19 protein-coding genes are annotated in these 16642 nt (G+C 67.5%); 10 read left to right on the top strand and 9 right to left on the bottom strand.

Translation table 11 applies throughout. From position 1 onward, the window contains the following. Positions 1-13: 13 nt before the first annotated feature. The 3 genes from AADI75_RS04685 to AADI75_RS04675 all read right to left on the bottom strand — a co-directional run bounded on the left by AADI75_RS04685 (position 14) and on the right by AADI75_RS04675 (position 2478). Positions 14-910 carry an alpha/beta hydrolase gene (locus AADI75_RS04685; RefSeq protein WP_341207887.1) on the bottom strand — a complete coding sequence of 299 codons (897 nt, stop codon included), beginning with the start codon at positions 908-910 and terminating at the stop codon, positions 14-16. Next, a complete protein-coding gene (gene opgC, locus AADI75_RS04680; RefSeq protein WP_341207886.1) occupies positions 889-2046 on the bottom strand; it encodes an OpgC domain-containing protein in 1158 nt (385 codons plus the stop codon). Before opgC ends, AADI75_RS04685 begins: the two co-directional genes overlap by 22 nt. 246 nt (positions 2047-2292) lie before the next feature. Beyond that, positions 2293-2478, bottom strand: coding sequence for a hypothetical protein (locus AADI75_RS04675; RefSeq protein ID WP_341207885.1), 186 nt, complete (start codon positions 2476-2478; stop codon positions 2293-2295). Between the two features lie 83 nt (positions 2479-2561). On the opposite strand from AADI75_RS04675, the gene gcvA reads away from it, so the two are divergent. The 3 genes from gcvA (at position 2562) to AADI75_RS04660 (ending at position 7566) form a co-directional block, all read left to right on the top strand. Beyond that, a complete protein-coding gene (gcvA, locus tag AADI75_RS04670; RefSeq protein ID WP_341207884.1) occupies positions 2562-3467 on the top strand; it encodes a transcriptional regulator GcvA in 906 nt (301 codons plus the stop codon). A 52-nt stretch (positions 3468-3519) separates the two neighbouring features. Beyond that, entirely contained in the window at positions 3520-5769 is a 2250-nt protein-coding gene (parC, locus tag AADI75_RS04665) for a DNA topoisomerase IV subunit A (RefSeq protein WP_341207883.1), read from the top strand. Positions 5770-5898: 129 nt separating this feature from the next. Continuing rightward, entirely contained in the window at positions 5899-7566 is a 1668-nt protein-coding gene (locus AADI75_RS04660) for an EAL domain-containing protein (RefSeq protein WP_341207882.1), read from the top strand. Here AADI75_RS04660 and AADI75_RS04655 read toward each other — a convergent pair. From AADI75_RS04655 to AADI75_RS04640, 4 genes are read right to left on the bottom strand one after another with little or no spacing between them, the layout of a single operon-like run. Next, positions 7536-8732 (bottom strand): CCA tRNA nucleotidyltransferase, encoded by a 1197-nt coding sequence (locus AADI75_RS04655; protein WP_341207881.1) that lies wholly within the window; start codon positions 8730-8732, stop codon positions 7536-7538. The two genes, AADI75_RS04660 and AADI75_RS04655, sit on opposite strands and share 31 nt — an antisense overlap. After that, on the bottom strand, positions 8720-9304 hold the full coding sequence (locus tag AADI75_RS04650) for a CoA pyrophosphatase (RefSeq protein WP_341207880.1): 585 nt from the start codon (positions 9302-9304) through the stop codon (positions 8720-8722). The genes AADI75_RS04655 and AADI75_RS04650 overlap by 13 nt, the downstream gene beginning before the upstream one ends. After that, a complete protein-coding gene (locus AADI75_RS04645; protein ID WP_341207879.1) occupies positions 9301-9861 on the bottom strand; it encodes a DUF1285 domain-containing protein in 561 nt (186 codons plus the stop codon). Before AADI75_RS04645 ends, AADI75_RS04650 begins: the two co-directional genes overlap by 4 nt. A gap of 37 nt (positions 9862-9898) precedes the next feature. Then, positions 9899-10402: an N-acetyltransferase gene (locus AADI75_RS04640; RefSeq protein WP_341207878.1), complete on the bottom strand. Its 504-nt coding sequence runs from the start codon at positions 10400-10402 to the stop codon at positions 9899-9901. Between the two features lie 90 nt (positions 10403-10492). Between AADI75_RS04640 and AADI75_RS04635 the strand changes: the two genes are divergently transcribed. Beyond that, positions 10493-11125, top strand: a complete 633-nt coding sequence (locus tag AADI75_RS04635; RefSeq protein WP_341207877.1) for a glutathione S-transferase N-terminal domain-containing protein — start codon at positions 10493-10495, stop codon at positions 11123-11125. Then, positions 11122-11502, top strand: coding sequence for a dihydroneopterin aldolase (locus AADI75_RS04630; RefSeq protein ID WP_341207876.1), 381 nt, complete (start codon positions 11122-11124; stop codon positions 11500-11502). The genes AADI75_RS04635 and AADI75_RS04630 overlap by 4 nt, the downstream gene beginning before the upstream one ends. Here the strand turns inward: AADI75_RS04630 and AADI75_RS04625 are convergent. Continuing rightward, on the bottom strand, positions 11477-12370 hold the full coding sequence (locus AADI75_RS04625) for a hypothetical protein (protein ID WP_341207875.1): 894 nt from the start codon (positions 12368-12370) through the stop codon (positions 11477-11479). The genes AADI75_RS04630 and AADI75_RS04625 overlap by 26 nt on opposite strands. 224 nt (positions 12371-12594) lie before the next feature. Between AADI75_RS04625 and AADI75_RS04620 the strand changes: the two genes are divergently transcribed. From AADI75_RS04620 to AADI75_RS04600, 5 genes are all read left to right on the top strand, one after another. After that, positions 12595-13269, top strand: a complete 675-nt coding sequence (locus AADI75_RS04620; protein WP_028966991.1) for an energy transducer TonB — start codon at positions 12595-12597, stop codon at positions 13267-13269. Between the two features lie 70 nt (positions 13270-13339). Beyond that, positions 13340-14134: a MotA/TolQ/ExbB proton channel family protein gene (locus AADI75_RS04615; protein ID WP_341207874.1), complete on the top strand. Its 795-nt coding sequence runs from the start codon at positions 13340-13342 to the stop codon at positions 14132-14134. A 110-nt stretch (positions 14135-14244) separates the two neighbouring features. After that, complete coding sequence (locus AADI75_RS04610; RefSeq protein ID WP_341207873.1) at positions 14245-14715, top strand: biopolymer transporter ExbD; 471 nt, start codon at positions 14245-14247, stop codon at positions 14713-14715. Between the two features lie 16 nt (positions 14716-14731). After that, the gene (locus AADI75_RS04605) at positions 14732-15160 is read left to right on the top strand and encodes a biopolymer transporter ExbD (RefSeq protein WP_037488544.1); all 429 of its coding nucleotides are present in this window, start codon (positions 14732-14734) and stop codon (positions 15158-15160) included. A 321-nt stretch (positions 15161-15481) separates the two neighbouring features. Further along, positions 15482-15832: a tetratricopeptide repeat protein gene (locus tag AADI75_RS04600; RefSeq protein WP_341207872.1), complete on the top strand. Its 351-nt coding sequence runs from the start codon at positions 15482-15484 to the stop codon at positions 15830-15832. Between the two features lie 537 nt (positions 15833-16369). Here AADI75_RS04600 and dcd read toward each other — a convergent pair. Next, positions 16370-16642 (bottom strand): dCTP deaminase (dcd, locus tag AADI75_RS04595; RefSeq protein ID WP_341207871.1); only part of this gene is annotated, 273 nt, incomplete at its 5' end.

Genomic DNA, 16642 nt, shown 5'->3' with positions numbered 1-16642 from the left:
CAAATCGGCAGCGTCACCGCGCGAAGGCTGCTGCGATCAGCCGCTTCGTCTCCGCCCAGGCGGCGGTGCCGGGGGTGACCAGCTCGACATGGCCGGTGTCCGCGACCTCGTGGAGCGTCGCTGAGTCGCCGGCGGCGCGGGCGCGGGCGACGTAATCGGTGGCCATCCGGAACGGGATGATGCGGTCGGTGCGGCCGTTGACGAGGTCCTGCGGGACGCCCAGCGGGAAGAGCCGTGGCACCGACGTGTCGGCATAGGGATCGGCGCGCGCGGTGCCGATCAGCTTCGCTACGACCTCCGTGCCGCAGCCATTGTCGGGGCTGGCGGCGGTGGCCTCGAGATCGGGGAGACCGCCGAGGCTGATGACATGCGCGATCTTCAGCGGGTCTGGGGTGGCGAGCGAGCTGGTCGCAGGGAGGCGGGGGCGGGCGGCGAGCCACAGCGCGAGGTGCCCGCCCGCGGAATGGCCGAGCGCGACGACGCGTGACGTGTCGAGTCCGAATCGTGCGGCATGGGTGCGCAGCGCGTCGGCCGCCGCCGCCGCATCGGCGAAGGTGCCCGGATAGCCGCCGCCGTCCCGGTCGACGCCGCGATAGTCGATGTTCCACACCGCATAGCCGCTGCGGCGCAGGTCGTCGGCGACCCAGTCCATCAGCCGGCGGTCGGCGATCGCGGTCTGCCAGCAGCCGCCGTGCACCATGAGGACGGTGCGATGCGGCCCCGGTTCGGCAGGAAGCCAGACGTCAACCTTTTGCAGCGCATCGTCGCCGTAGGCGATCGTCGCATCGGGTGTGGCGCGCGGTCGAGCGGTCAGGTCGGCCCAGGTAAGCGGCGTCGGCGGCATCGCGGTCGTACATGCCGTGGCGAGCAACGCCGCGGCAAGCGCGATCAGTTGCGGCGCTCGCGCCACAGTGCGGGCAGCGCCAGCAGGACGATCCCCGTCAGCGCGATTGCGGTTTTCAGCCATGTCGCGAACGGTCCCTGGGTCTGGTCGACATAATAGACCGCATAGACGATCGCGACGTGCCAGACATAGACGTGGAGCGAATGCCGACCGAGCAGGCGCAGGAACGACAGCGAAAACAGCCCGCGCGCAAGCATCGCGGTTCGCCGGACGCCGGGGTAGGCATGGTCCTTTCCGGCGATCAGCAGCCACGTCAGCCCGGTGGTCGCAGCGACGAAGTTGATGAGGTAGATCGGCCCGAAGTCGCCACGGATGCCGAGCGTGTCGATCTTGTCGATCAGCCATTGCGGCAGCATCCCAAAGGCGCTGAACAGCCGCAGCGGGGCGAAGAACAGGCAGATCGCCAATGCGACCTTCGCCGGGGCGGTATGATCGGCGCGGAACACGCGCTGCCAGTCGACGCGTCCGGCGGCGGTGAGCGCGCCCGCGATCATGCCCGAGAAGAAGACGAGCTGCCAGCCGAGCAGGTTGAAACTGGCGCGGAGGCCCTGTCCGTCGCTGGTCGTGACCCAATGCCCAAGCGGATCGGTGACGAAGCGCTGCATCGCAAGCTGCCCGGCGATCCACAGGATCGCGGAAGCGGTCGCGACCGGCATGACGCGCCCATCGAGGCACCGGCGCAACAGGGGCGGCGCGATCAGCATGTACAGGACATATTGCGGCAGGATGTCCATGACGGTCGGCTGGAACAAGAAGGTCGCAATCGCCGCGAGCCGAAGCGGGTCGCCGGTGAGGCTGGTATGGCCAAGCCAGTTGCCCCACGCCTGTGGTGCGCCGGGCAGCAGCGCGCGCGCGATCAGCACCGCGACGACGATCCCCATCGCATAGCGATAGAGCTGGAACGCACGCCGCCAGACCTGTGCTCGCCCCTCGTCATACCCGAGCTTGAGCATCTTGCGGCCATAGACCAGCCCGATCATCAGCCCGGACAGGAAGACGAAGCCCTGCGCGTCCTCGACAAACGCCAGCTTGTTGTGGTTGATGTTCTGCATCCAGTAACCCCCGGTGAAGACCAGGTGGTTGACCAGCATGAAGACGAGGAAGAAGCCGCGGAGCCCGTCGATCAATCCGTAACGTGGCAAACGGCAGGCTCCAAGGCTGTTTCAGGTAACGGGCGAGCGCGGCTGCGGTGCGGTGCAGCATGAGGGTGATAGCGGGCAGCGGCGTCGACGCGAAGGCGTCGCGCACGGCTTGCCGCTTTTTCGGGCCGCTATGCCCCGCTTCTTGCCTCGTGCGGACGCTGTTCGCTCACGGCCAGATGCCGTCAGCTTGGACGTGATCGGGAACCGGCTTCTTGCCGTGGGCGACAAGAAGGAGCGGGGCCCGGATCAAGTCCGGGGCGACGAGGGGCAGTTGTCGTAATGCAGACGCGGCGCAGGCTGCCACGGCGCGGCGAACTGGCGTCGTTGCAGGCGCGCCATGCCCGCCAAGGTACGTTGAACGAACCGGTGGACCGTACGGGTGAGATGCCGGCGGTGGGTGACGTAAGCGCTGCTGTCGAAGTCGGCGTTCATGTCCATGCTCCTTCGCTAGACCGGTGGAAGATGCGCCGCAGCGCCGTTCCGCGCCAACAAAGCGATGGACGAAGATGATAAGCATGCCTTATCATCTGGCGATGCGCCACCTGCCGCCGCTCGCCGCCGTTCGCGTCTTCGAGGCCGCGGCGCGGCACGAAAATTTCACCGCCGCCGCGGTCGAACTGGGGATGACGCAGGCGGCGGTCAGCTATCAGATCCGGTTGCTCGAAGAGCGGCTTGGCCTGCCGCTGTTCCGCCGCGAGCGCCGGCGCGTGCTGCTGACCGACGCGGGACGAAGGACGGCATCGCAGCTTACCGCGGCGTTCGACTCGATCGATGCGGCCTTTGCCGGGCTGCGTGCGGAGGACGAGGCGGTGCTGACCGTGTCGACCACCAACACCTTCGCCAATCTGTGGCTGGCATGGCGGCTCGGCGGGTTCCAGCTCATCCACCCCGACACCGCGGTGCGAATGCTGACCGACAATCGAATCGCCGATTTTGTAACCGAGGAGGTGGATGTCGCGATTCGTTCGGGCGCGGGCCCGTGGGTGGGGCTGGTCGCGCATCGGCTGATGACGCTCGATTTCACGCCCATGTGCTCGCCGGCGTTTTTGGCCGAACGCGGCGGGACGATCGCGCCCGCCGACCTGCTGCAGCTGCCGCTGATCAGCGCGCATGATCCGTGGTGGGCGACATGGCTGCGCGATGCCGGCCTCGACGTGGTGGCGGCGCGGCATACCGGCATCCGGCTCGACTCGCAGGCGCATGAGGGACGCGCAGCGATCGCCGGGCAGGGGGTGGCGATGCTGACGCCGCTGTTCTGGCAGAACGATCTCGCCGCCGGGCGGCTGGTGCAGCCGTTCGCGCACGTCGGGAACGATGGCGAAAGCTATTGGCTGGTCTATCCCGAAGCGCGAGCGCGGGTGGTGAAGATCAAGCGCTTTCGCGAATGGCTGCTCGCTGCCCTCGGCGATTCGGCGGCGTGACGTCCGGAACGGTTGTGGAACGTCGCCTCGCGCTGCTACCACCCCCGGCGACATGGCCACCGACCTTTCCGACAATCCCCCGATCGGCATCCTCGACGCGCCGTTCGACAGCGCGCTGAGCGAGCGGTATCTCGTCTATGCGCTGTCGACGATCACCGCGCGGTCGCTGCCCGATGTGCGGGATGGCCTGAAGCCGGTGCACCGGCGGCTGCTGTGGGCGATGCGGTTGCTGAAGCTCGATCCTGCGTCGGGTTACAAGAAGTGCGCGCGCGTCGTCGGCGACGTGATCGGCAAATATCATCCGCATGGCGACCAGTCGGTCTATGACGCGATGGTGCGGCTCGCGCAGGACTTCGCGCTCCGCTATCCGCTGGTCGACGGGCAGGGCAATTTCGGGAACATCGACGGCGATAACGCCGCCGCCTACCGCTATACCGAAGCGCGGCTGACGCAGGTCGCGATCGACCTGATGGACGGGCTGGACGAGGATGCGACCGAGTTCCGCCCGACCTATAACGGCGAGGAGCAGGAGCCCGAGTTGTTCCCGGGCGCCTTCCCCAACCTGCTGGCAAATGGGGCGAGCGGGATTGCGGTCGGGATGGCGACCAGCGTGCCGCCGCACAATGCCGCCGAGCTGATGGACGCCGCGATCCTGCTGGTCGACCGGCCGGATGCCGACGATGCGGCGATCCTGGAGCATGTAAAGGGGCCGGACTTTCCGACCGGCGGGTTGCTGGTGGATGCGCCGGCGATCATTGCCGAAGCCTATGCGACCGGGCGCGGCGCGTTCCGGGTGCGCGCGCGGATCGAGAAGATCGCCGAGAAGGGCGGCGGCTGGCATCTGGTGGTGTCTGAGATCCCCTACGGCGTCGCCAAAGGCAAGCTGATCGAGCAGCTCGCGGCGCTGATCGAGGACAAGAAGCTGCCGATCCTCGCCGACGTCCGCGACGAATCGGATGAGCAGGTGCGGATCGTGCTGGAGCCGCGCAGCCGCACCGTTGACGCGCAGGTGCTGATGGACGGGCTGTTCCGGCTGTCCGACCTCGAAACGCGCGTGCCCCTCAATCTCAACGTGCTCGACAAGGGGCGGACCCCGCGGGTGATGTCGCTGCGCGCGGCGCTGACGGCGTGGGTCGAGCATCAGTTCGTCGTGCTGCGCCGCCGGACCGAGCACCGGCTGGGCAAGATCGCCGACCGGCTGGAGCTGGTCGGCGGCTATATCGTGGCCTTCCTCAACCTCGACCGCGTCATCGAGATCATCCGCACCGAGGACGAGCCCAAGGCGGTGATGATCGCCGAGTTCCAGTTGACCGACCGCCAGGCCGAGGCGATCCTGAACATGCGGCTGCGCAGCTTGCGCCGGCTGGAGGAAATGGAGCTGAAGCGCGAGCAGGCGGCGCTGGAGAAGGAACAGGCGACGCTGACCGCGCTGCTCGGCTCCGAGGCGAAGCAGCGCACGCGGCTGAAGGCCGATTTCCGCAAAGTGCGCGACCGCTACGGTCCGGAAACCGCGCTCGGCAAGCGCCGCACCGAACTGCGCGAACAGGCGGCGGCGCGCGACATTCCGCCGGAAGCGATGATCGAGCGCGAGCCGATCAGCGTGATCCTGTCGGCGCGCGGCTGGATCCGCGCGATGAAGGGGCATGTCGACCTGTCCGCGCCCGAGACGCTGAAGTTCAAGGAAGGCGACGGCCCAGCTTTCGCCTTCCATGCGCAGACGACCGACAAATTGCTGCTCGCGGCGGGCAACGGGCGGTTCTTCACGCTGGCGGCGGACAAATTGCCGGGCGGGCGCGGCTTCGGCGAGCCGGTGCGCGCGTCGATCGATCTCGACGGCAGCGTGCCGATCGTCGCGTTGCTGAGCGCGGCGCGCGCGGCGCGGCTGCTGGTGGTGGCGAGCGATGGGCGCGGGTTCATCGTGCCGGTGGCTGAGGTGATCGCGGAGACGCGCAAGGGCAAGACGGTGGTGACGCCGCGCGCCGGCGCGACGCTGGCGGTGGTCCGCCCGGTCGCGCCCGCCGACGATTATGTCGCGGTGATCGGGGACAATCGCAAGCTGGCGCTGTTCCCGATCGCCGACCTGCCCGAGATGACGCGTGGACAGGGCGTGCAACTGCAGCGCTATCGCGACGGCGGGCTGGCGGATGCGCGGACGCTGGTGTTCGCCGAAGGACTGAGCTGGGCGATGGGAGGCGACAGCGGGCGGACGCGGACCGAGACGGACCTGTCGCAATGGCGCACCGCGCGCGGGGCTGCGGGCCGGATGCCGCCCAACGGCTTCCCACGTGACAATCGGTTTTGACCCTGCGATCACGTTAACCATCCGATCACCATCGCCGATTAAGATCGTGTCGGTAGCGTACCGATCACCGAGGCGGCGAGCGGCGGTCTTAAAGCCGACCTTAACTCTTCGCCCTTAGTCAGGTCGGCGATGGCAACGCGTGCGACATGGCTGACTCGGCACCTGGTGACTCTGCCCGAGTCGACCGACGTGATCGCGCATCGGGGATCGTTGGAGCTGGTTCCGATTCCGCTCGCGCTGATGTCGCTGACTAAGGGGCACGCTCGGTTCGAGGCGTTCAATCGCGCCTTCACGCGGGCACGGTTGATCGACGAGCCGAACCTGAAGCCGATTGTCGAGGCGTTCCTTGCGTCTTCGGCGGAGCACGAGGAGCGCGACTGGCAGACGGGCGCGCTGGTCGAACGGCGGCATTATCGCCTGACGCTGTCACGACTGCCTCATCGTGCCGATCAGGCGTGCATCGCCTCGTTCGTCGACCAGACTGCCGAGGTGCGCACTGAAGAGACGCTACGCCGTGAGATGTCGACCGACAGCCTGACCGGGCTGCCCAATCGCGGCGGCTTCACCGACGCGCTGGAGGCGAGCATCGCGCAGGGCAACGCCTGCTGGGCGGTGCTGATGATCGATCTCGATCGCTTCAGCCGCTTCAACGCATGCCTGGGATCGCTGACCGGGGACGAATTGCTGATCACCGTCGCGCGGCGGATCAAGGGCGCGCTGCGCAGCGGTGACACGCTGGCGCGCACCGGCGGCGATGAGTTCGGCGTCTTGCTGACGATCGATTCGGATCGCTCGGAGGCCGATCAGGTCGCCCGGCGCATCCGCGATGCGCTGGCCACACCGTTCAGGCTGAGCGAATACGAATTGCGCGTGTCGTGCGCGATCGGGATCGCGTTCGGCGATGGCGAAGTGACCGATGCGGAGGATGTGATCCGCCACGCGCAGGTGGCGATGAAGAAGTCGAAGGCAACCAAGAACGCCGAATCATACCAGACGCGGGCGCTCGACTCGGCGCGCGCCGAATTTGCGATGGAAACCGCGCTGCGCCGCGCGATCGAGAGCGAGCAGCTCAACCTCGTCTATCAGCCGATCTGCGACCTGCAGACCGGGCGGGTCAGCGGCTTCGAGGCGCTGGCCCGCTGGACAGACGAACAGGGTGTCCGTCACGAACCGAGTCGCTTCATCCCGGTTGCGGAGGAATCGGGTCTGATCGTGCCGCTGGGCCGCTGGGCGCTGGATAGCGCGCTGCACACGCTGGCCGATTGGGACCGGGATGCCGGGGGCTATTGCGGCGTGACGGTGGCGGTGAACCTGTCACCGATTCAATTGCAGCGCGACGCGATCGCGGAGGTTGTGCGGTGCGCGCTCCATGATTCGGGGCTGGCCGGCGCGCGGCTGAAGCTGGAGATCACCGAAAGCGCGCTGATCAACGATCCGGATCAGATCGCACGCGTGCTGACCGGGTTGAAGGAAACCGGCGTGACGATCGCGATGGACGATTTCGGGACCGGTTTCTCGAATCTCGCCTCGCTTCAGAAGCTGCCGATTGACGTCCTGAAGATCGATCGCAGCTTCGTGACCGGGCTGCTGACCGACCGGGACAAGGTGGCGATCGTCCGTGCGATCCTTGGTCTGTCGCAAGCGCTGGGCATGGAGACCGTGGCCGAGGGGATCGAGGGCGTCGACGTCGGCCAGACGCTCGCCGCGCTCGGCTGCACCTTCGGGCAGGGTTATGCCTACGCGCGCCCGCTGGAGCCCGCCGCCGCCTATGCGTTCCTGCGCGAGCGCAACGCCTGATCGACGGCTTCGTCGGCGATCGCGTCGGCGCGGTCCGCCGCAGGAAAGCCTTCCGCAATCCAGCGATCCTCAACCGCGCGCAGTGTCCGCGCGACGTCTGGCCCCTTCGCCAGCCCGCGTGCCACCAGCGCACCGCCGCCGATCGGCAGCGTCGGGCGCTCCCAGCCGATGAGCTCGCGGGGGTCGGCCCCGGCGAGCAGCAGCCGGTCGATCGCGCTTTCGGTCCCGGCGCGGTAGCCGAGCGCGCGCGCACCCTCGCCACCCGGTCCGGCAGTGGCCTGGATCAGACGCTTGCGATCGTTGTTCGACAGTTTCAGCCGCGCGCCGACCGCCTCGGCCGCCGATGGCGCGACCAGCGCGGCAAGCCGCCGAATCGCATCGGGTGCGACGCCCGCCGCCGCCTCGCGTGCGGCCAGTTCGGTCAGCCGTTCGACACCCTCGGCATCGATCTCCGGCAGGACGGGCCGGAAAATTCCGCGTGCCTCCATCAGGGTGACGACCTGAACCGCGGCGGGCGCGACCAACAGCTTGAGCAACTCGGCGGCGATCCGTTCACGACTAAGCGCCATCAGGTCGTTGGCACGCGCGACGCACGCCGCCAGCCCATCGGCGTCGATCGCATCGCCGAAGCGGGCGTGAAAGCGGAAGAAGCGCAAGATCCGCAGGTGATCCTCGGCGATGCGGCGATAAGGATCGCCGATGAAGCGCACGCGCCGCTCGGCGAGATCGGCGAGTCCGCCGAACCAGTCGAACAGCTCGCCGGTCAGCGGATCGGCGTAGAGCGCGTTCATCGTGAAATCGCGCCGTGCCGCATCCTCGCGCCAGTCGTCGGAGAAAGCGACCACGGCGTGCCGCCCGTCGGTGGCCACGTCGCGGCGCAGCGTCGTGACTTCGACGACAGTTCCGTCGCTGACCGCCGTGATGGTGCCGTGCGCGATCCCGGTCGGCACTGCCTTGATCCCGGCCGCTTCTAGCCGCCGCACGACCTCGTCGGGTGGAAAGCGCGTGGCCAGATCGATGTCGGCGACCGGCAACCCAAGCAGCGAATCGCGCACCGCACCGCCGACCCAGCGTGCCATGCCTCTCGACCCGTCGAGCGCCGCGATCAACCCGTCGAGCCCCGGGCGCGCGCGCCACGGTGCGTCGGGCAGCGTCATGCCGGCCATTGCAGCCGCCGCGACAGGTTCACGATCATCCCCGCCGTCGCGCCCCAGATCCGTCGGTCGTTCCACATCATCTCCACGTAGCGGCGCTCGCGCCCCTGATAGACCGCGCGCGCTGCGCGCTGATTCGCCGGATCCAGCAGGAAGGCCAACGGGACCTCGAACACCGCGGCGACCTCGGCTTCGCTCGCCACCAGCGGCAGGTCGGGGGGCACGATCCCGACGACGGGCGTAATCGCATAGCCGGTCCCGGTGCGATACGGATCGGCGATGCCGATCACGTTCACTGCCGCGCGCGGCAGAGCGATCTCCTCCTCGGCCTCCCGCAGTGCCGCGATGATCGCATCCTCGCCCGGGTCGAGCCGCCCGCCGGGGAAGGCGACCTGGCCGGCGTGGCGGCGCAACGTCTCGGTGCGCTGAGTCAGCAGCACGCCGGGGGCGGCGCGGTCGGTGATCGCGACCAGTACCGCGGCGGGAGTGAGCACCGCATCGGCGGGATGGTCGTGGTCGTCGCCCGTCACCATCGGTGCCGAGTCGCCGGTCAGCGCGGCGGCGAGCCGCTCGGCCAACGTCACGGTTGCAGCGCGAAGAACGTGCCGGCACTCCACACGCCGGGCGTGGCGCCGTCGCCGGTCAGCGCGCGCTCGGCGAGTTCGTAGAAGACCGGTCGCGCGATCAGCGCCTCCAGCCCGCCGCGCACGTGCACGTAGGGACGGGGCCCGTCATCCCGCTCCTCCAGACGCAACGGATGCGTCGCGGAGGCGGTGACGACCTCGCCGGTGTTGAGCCTGAAGGCGAGCGTCGCGTCGCGGCCTTCCCCCGCCGCCTTCATCTCGAGCGCGACAAACGGCGCGTCTTCGACGGCAATGTCGAGCTTTTCGACCGGTGTAACCAGCACATAACCGCCATCGGGCTCGCGGCGCAGGATGCGGCTGAACGCGCGAACCATCGCCGGGCGCGTGATCGGTGCGCCTTGATGATACCATGTCCCGTCACGCGCGATCCGCATCTCGCTGTCGCCGCAATGCGCGGGGTTCCAGTGCTCCACCGGCGGCAGCCGGTCGCCGTCGGCAAGCCGCGCGATGTCGGCGATGGTCAGCGTGTCGAAGTCGGGAGGCGGCGCCATCGGCATCGCGCTCACCTAGGGTGCGGGTGGCGTGGGGTAAAGGTCAGGCGAGCGCGTGGCGGCGCGGGCCGAGCAGGCCGGCGCTGGCGGGCACGTTCGTGCCGCGCGCGAGCAGGCGATGGCGTTCGACCGGGCCGGGCAGCCGCCACTCGGCGGTCGCGGCCGCGTCGAAGCCGAAGAAGCGGCCATAATATTCGGGATCCCCGATCAGCATTAGCGGCGGGCCGCCCTCGGCGGCGGCGAGGGCGGCCTCCATCAGCCGTCGGCCCAGCCCCTCCTGCTGCCGCTCGGGGATGATCGCGACGGGGCCGACCAGGACCAGCGGCCACACGCCCCCGTTGTCACTCTCCAACTGGACCGGCCAGCATTGGATCGAGCCGAGCAGGACGTCGCCTTCGATCAGCGCGAAGCTCAGCGCCGGGATCGCCTGCGTCCCGGCGCGGAGCCGATAGGCGGTGCGCGCGTGGCGGTCGTGGCCGAACGCGCGGTCGAGCAACTGCTCCACGGCCGCATCGGCAACCGCGGCGATCGGCACCATCTGGATCACGCCTGTGCTTCCTCCCGCCCGCGATCGAGGTGGACGCCCGGGCGCGGGCGCTTTAGCGGGGTGGCGATCGAACGCAACCGGGTTGACCGAATGAAGCTTTATGACACCGAGCGCGCGCCCAGCCCGCGCAGGGTGCGCATCTATCTGGCCGAGAAGGCGATCTCCGTCGAGCGTGTCGCCATCGACCTTCAGACCGGCGAGCATCTGGCACCGGCGTTCCTGGCCATCAATCCGCGCGGCACGGTGCCCGCGCTGCAGCTGGACGATGGCGAGGTGATCGGCGATTCGACCGCGATCTGCCGGTTCTTCGAGGCGCTGCATCCCGAGCCGCCCCTGTTCGGCACCCGCCCGGTGGAGATCGCGCGGGTGGCGGCGTGGACGCGCCGTGTCGAGGCGGAGGGGTATACCGGCGTCGTCTACGCGCTGCGCAATACGGCCGCGCGCTTTCATGGCCACGCCGAGGCGGGGCATTGGCCGCGACTCGAACAGATCCCGGCGCTTGCCGAACGCGGGCGGCTTATGTGGCGAACCTTCGTCGACACACTGGATGCACGGCTGGCGGCGAGCGAGTGGCTGGCGGGGGATCGCTACAGCTTCGCCGATATCACCGCAATGGTGACGGTCGATTTCGCGCGCGCCGCGAAGCTGGCGTTACCGGACGAGGCGGCGCATGCGCGGCGCTGGTACGATGCTGCCACGGCGCGGCCGAGTGCCGCCGCATGAGCTTCGCCCCCGACACGCTCGAACTCGAGGTTCACGACCTTGAGGTGCAGGTGCTGACCGGCATTTATTCCGAAGAGACGCACCTGCCGCAGCCGCTGCGGATCTCGCTGACGGTGTTGCTCGACGCGCCGGCGCATTATGCGCCGGACACGCCGCTGTCGGCATCGAAGAATTATCTCGATCTGAAACATGCCGCGACCGACGCGCTGTCGACGGCCGGGCATTTCACGCTGATCGAAGCAGTGGCGGATCATATCGCCGAGACGCTGTTCCTGCAGGATCAGCGCGTCCGGCGCGTCAAGGTGAAGATCGTCAAACTCGCCATCGCCGAGGCGGGGGAGGCGATCGGCATCACCTTGGTCCGGCATCGGCGCTGACCGGCGCGGCGGCGGCCGGCGGTGCAGCGCGGCAGGGGCCGAGCTGCTCGATCACATAGGCGTAATCGGCCTGCGCCTGCGTCGCGTCGTCCGGCCCGAGCGAGGCGGTGCTGCGCTCCGGCAGCGTCGCGGGCAGCGCGCAGGCGAGGCGATACCAGAGCAAGGTATCGCGCTTCGGCGTCGGGGCCGAATCGTCGATGATCTCGCTCAGCGCGACCGACCAGCGCGGCTGCTCGCCGGGGCGGCGCAGGATCGACAGGGCTGCCGGGCGATTGTCGCGCGTGCGCAGGAAGATTTGCGTCTCGCCCTCGCCGGGCAGCGCGCCGGGAACGTGGAAGGCGTTGCCGATGTCGGTGACGACCGGCGGCGCGTCCGGCGCGGCGATCTCGGATGCGACGGCACGCACGCGCTGTTCCAGCGCGGCGCTCCAGTCATGCTGCGCGCCGGGCTCGACCAACTGGATTTGACCCGCCTGTCCCGCAACGGGACGTGCAAAGGCAAGCACGCGGCGCTTCTTGAGCGACGGCACACGGCCCCGCCAGTCCGGCGCGACATCGACCACCCAGCCGACCCTCGCCGGGATCGCGGTGGCGCCGCGCACTAGGGTCGTCACATCCGCTTCGACGTAGAAACGTGCTTTGCCGGGCGCCAGGCCGGCGGCCTCTGCGCCCTTGATTCGCGAGGCGGACCGAATCGTGGCGTCCACGACCAACGGGCTGGCGATCACCAGATCGGCGAGGTCGGCATAGCCGAGTTCCGGCGCGGTCGACGTGGCAGCCGGCCCTTGCTGCGCCAGGCTGGGGCGAGAGGCGGCCACCGGGCTCAGCAACGCGGCGGCGGAAAACAGGAAAAAAATGCGCTTCGTCATACCGCATGGGATAGACGCGGCCGCACAAACGATACAGAAATAAAAACGTCGCAGTCCGGCTGTACGTTTGTTGCGTCCGACAAAGCGTTTGCGCTCCCAAAAGGCGCGCGATAGGACTTGTGTGTCTGTGGTAGCCTATTGGGCGCTACGGAAAGGTAAACAACCCGGCCGGATTCCGATCCGGTCACGCCACGGGCCGCAGGATGAGGGAGTTTCGTTGCTGAATGGCCTATTCTGACCAGAAGATGAGCGGGGGCAAGGTTGGCGCGCTGGTAATCGTCGCGCTGATCCACGTTGCCCTTGGCTATGCCTTCATAACCGGCCTCGCGACGAATTTCGTCAAGAAGCAGGTCGAGAAGCTGAACACGTTCGACGTCGAGGAGCCACCGCCCCCGCCGCCGGAGGAGCCGCCGCCCCCGCCGCCCGACACGCCGATGACGCCGCCGCCCGTGGTGTCGCCGCCGCCGATCGTGCAGAATCCGAACCCGCCGCCCGTGACGGTCGCGACGGTGCCGACCCCGCCGCCGGTCTATGTGGCCACGCCGACGGTCGCGCCGCCTGCGCCGCCTGCGCCGCCTGCCCCGCCGGCGCCGCCTGCGGTCAGCAAGGCTGCCGGTCTGAAGGGTAACCCCGGCCAGTTCTTCGGTGCCGACAACTATCCGCCTTCGGCCATCCGCGCCGAGGAGCAGGGGCGTGTCGTCGCGAAGCTGACGGTGGGCACCGACGGGCGCGTCACCGATTGCGTGGTCACCACGTCGAGCAACTCCTCGGCGCTCGACCAGGCGACCTGTCGCATCGCCAAGAGCCGCGTGCGTTTCTCGCCCGCGCAAGATGCGGGCGGCAATCCGATCGTCTCCAGCTACACGCTGCCGGTGCGATGGGTGCTGCCACAGAATTGATCCGCGTGACCCTGGCCGCGCGGACCACCATCGCCGGCCGACAACTTATCTGGCTTAAGGAAGACACCGAATGATCATCAACATCCTCGCCGCGGGTGGGACCGCGGCAGCCGAGAACCAGTTCGGCCTGCAGCAGGCGCTGAAGGAAGGCGGCATCATCTCGCAATCGGTGTTCACCATTCTGGTGATCATGTCGGTTGTGTCGTTCTACATCCTCTTCTCGAAGCTGTTCGAGCAGCAGAAGATCATCAACCAGGCGAAGCGCGTCCGGTCGAACTTCTGGAACAGCACCTCGCTGCGCGAAGGCTCGGCGAAGCTGGAGAAGAACTCGGCCTACAAGCAGCTGGTCGATGACGGCCTGGCCGCGCAGGAGCAGCACTCGAAGCTGACCGATCCGGTCGAGGCGCACGACTGGCTGCACGGTTCGCTGGCGCGTTCGGAAGCCGCGATCAACTCGAAGCTCGGCGGCGGTCTGGCGTTCCTCGCGACCGTCGGCGCGACTTCGCCGTTCATCGGTCTGTTCGGCACCGTGGTCGGCATCTACCGCGCGCTGATCAAGATCGGCGCGTCGGGCGATCCGTCGATCGACAAGGTCGCGGGTCCGGTCGGTGAGGCGCTCATCATGACCGCGCTCGGCCTCGTTGTCGCCGTCCCGGCGGTGCTGGCCTACAACTGGCTGCAGCGCCGCAACAAGTCGATCGCGGAAGACCTGTCGGCCTTCTCGAACGACGTGCTGGGCTTCCTCGCCTCGAACGGTGCGGTCCGGCCGGCGATCGGCACGACCACCACTGCGAAGGCGCCGGCCAAGCCGGTCGGGGCGACCACGACCGCCGGCCAGGCCGGTGGCGTGCAGACCCGCCCGTAAGGCGAAGGGATAAGCGGGGCCGTCATCGCGGCGGCCCCGTCGATCACCTGCCGTCGCATCGGTGCCGCCCGGCGGCCTGGAGCGGCGGAACGACAGAATAGGATAGCCTGATGGCGATGAGCGTTGGCGGGGATTCCGCTGAAAAACCGATGTCGGACATCAACACGACGCCCCTCGTGGACGTCATGCTGGTGCTCCTCATCATCTTCCTGATCGCGGTGCCGGTCGCCATCCAGACGGTGAAGGGCATCAAGCTGCCCAGCGTCGTCTTCGACCCGACCACGACCAAGCCCGAGAACGTCTCGCTTTCGGTGCTGGGCAACAACGGCACCTGCCAGGTCTATTGGGGCATCACCCCGGTGACCCATCAGGAGCTGCTGGATCGCGCGGTCGCCAAGCTGAAGACCGAGATCGATCGTCAGGGCGGTCCGGGCAACCCGGACCTCGAACTACCCGAAGCGCACGTCCGCGCCGACATCGGCACGCCGTGGCGCTGCGTTGCGGGAACGATCTACAACATGCAGATGGCCGGCTTCGCCAAGGTCGGGTTCATTTCGCAGCCCAAGGGCGGCGGCGCCTGAGCGAGGAGTAGCTGACATGGCAATGAGTGCAGGCCGCGATGACGGCGAGCCGATGATGGACATGAACACGACGCCGTTGATCGACGTCATGCTCGTGCTCCTCATCATGTTCATCATCACCCTTCCGGTCCCGACGCATGCGGTGAAGGTCGACCTGCCGGTCAACGATCCGAAGGCGCAGAAGCCGCCGGTCGATCCAATCAAGAACAAGATTGCGATCGACGCGGCGGGCGGGATCACCTGGAACGGCACGCCGGTCAATTCGACCGTGCTGCGCCAGTATCTCGATCAGTCGGCGGCGATGAGCCCCGAGCCGGAACTCCAGTTCCAGCCGGATCCCGCGACCCGCTACGACGTGGTCGACCAGACGCTGGCTGACATCAAGCGCTCGAACGTCACGAAGCTCGGCTTCGTCGGAAACGAGCAATATTATAAGGATTTCTGATCGCTGCGGCGATTGGTCGTTCTGAACGATGATGGGCGGTCCTGCGGGGCCGCCCTTTTTCGTTGCGCTTCATCTGGCAGAGTGGGTGTGTTCGATCCGCTCCTTACGGACTCCGGCTAGCCTACGTCGTCGGGATCTCGCCCTGGTGGTGGTAGGCGGTCTGGACCCGAGCCTCACCGCATTAAGCACTCGCCCGCGCAATCAATTCGCCGTCCTAAACTGACGCATCAATCCCACTTGCGGATATGTCAAATAAATGACACCTTAATGTCACAAAACCGTAACGCGCTAATTGGCTCGGCGGCTTCACAGGAGGGTGGAATGCACAACAAGTTGATGCTTTCAGCACTGGTGCTGGGAACCGTTATGGCGACACCGGCCTCGGGTAAGGACCGTGTCGGCTATCAGGCGATCGCGGCGGGCAGCCTCGCAAAGGCCGAGCAGACGATCACTGCCGAACGTGCCATTTTTCCCGAACGTCCTGAGTTAATGCTGAATCTTGCGGCAATTTACGCGCGCACGGGTCGCGAGGCGCAGGCGCGTACGCTCTATGCCGAGGTCCTCGACCGCGACGCGGTGGCGATGGATATGGCGGACGGTAGTGTGCGGACGTCGCACCAATTGGCTCGGACTGGCATGGCACGTTTGACCACGGCGATGGCAACGCGCTGAGATATCAGCTGTGCTCTTCTGGCAACGAATGTTGCTCGAAGAGCACGGTAACATTGATCTCGAAATCTCGCTCGGCGATTTTCTAAGATGTGCAGTCGGCCGAAGCACCAGGCCGGCTCGGCATTCCCGACTGGATCGTCGTTCTGGTCCGCGTCCCTTGTCGTCGCCGAGTGGCGGGAGAAGGGCTATTCGGCGATCGTCGATCGGCTTCAAGGCCGATCGGCATTCTACATCGCCTGCTGGGCGTCAGAAGAAGGGTTGGATCACGCGGAGGCGCAGAGAGCGCGGAGGTGTTGCGTAGTCCAGGCGTAGCTCCGTCATTCCGGTTGCGGCGAGCGCACCCTCTCTGTGTCCTCCACGCTTCCCCGAGAAAACCTTGCGCCCCTTACGCCTTCTTATGGGCCTGAAGGTCGATCGCTCCTGGAACTGCACGGCGAAGTGGCGCCTATCGATCCTGCGGCCGATGACGCGAGTTCACCGGCGACTTGTTCTCAGGTCCATGCTGGGCCGGCGTACCCGCGGCGCCGCGAACCGGCGTCAGAGCCGCGGCAGGGTCACACCGCGCTGGCCCATGTATTTGCCGGCGCGATCGGCGTAGCTCGTCTCGCACGGTTCGTTCCCCGACAGGAACAGGAACTGGCAAGCGCCCTCGTTGGCGTAGATCTTGGCAGGTAGCGGGGTGGTGTTCGAAAATTCGAGCGTGACATGCCCCTCCCAGCCGGGTTCCAGCGGGGTGACGTTGACGATGATCCCGCAGCGCGCATAGGTCGATTTGCCGAGGCAGATCACCAGCACGTCGCGCGGCACGCG

This window comes from uncultured Sphingomonas sp. (genome assembly GCF_964021865.1).
Lineage (GTDB): Bacteria > Pseudomonadota > Alphaproteobacteria > Sphingomonadales > Sphingomonadaceae > Sphingomonas.
The sequence above is the reverse complement of the archived record's forward strand: the minus strand, read 5'-3'. Positions and strand labels throughout refer to the sequence as shown.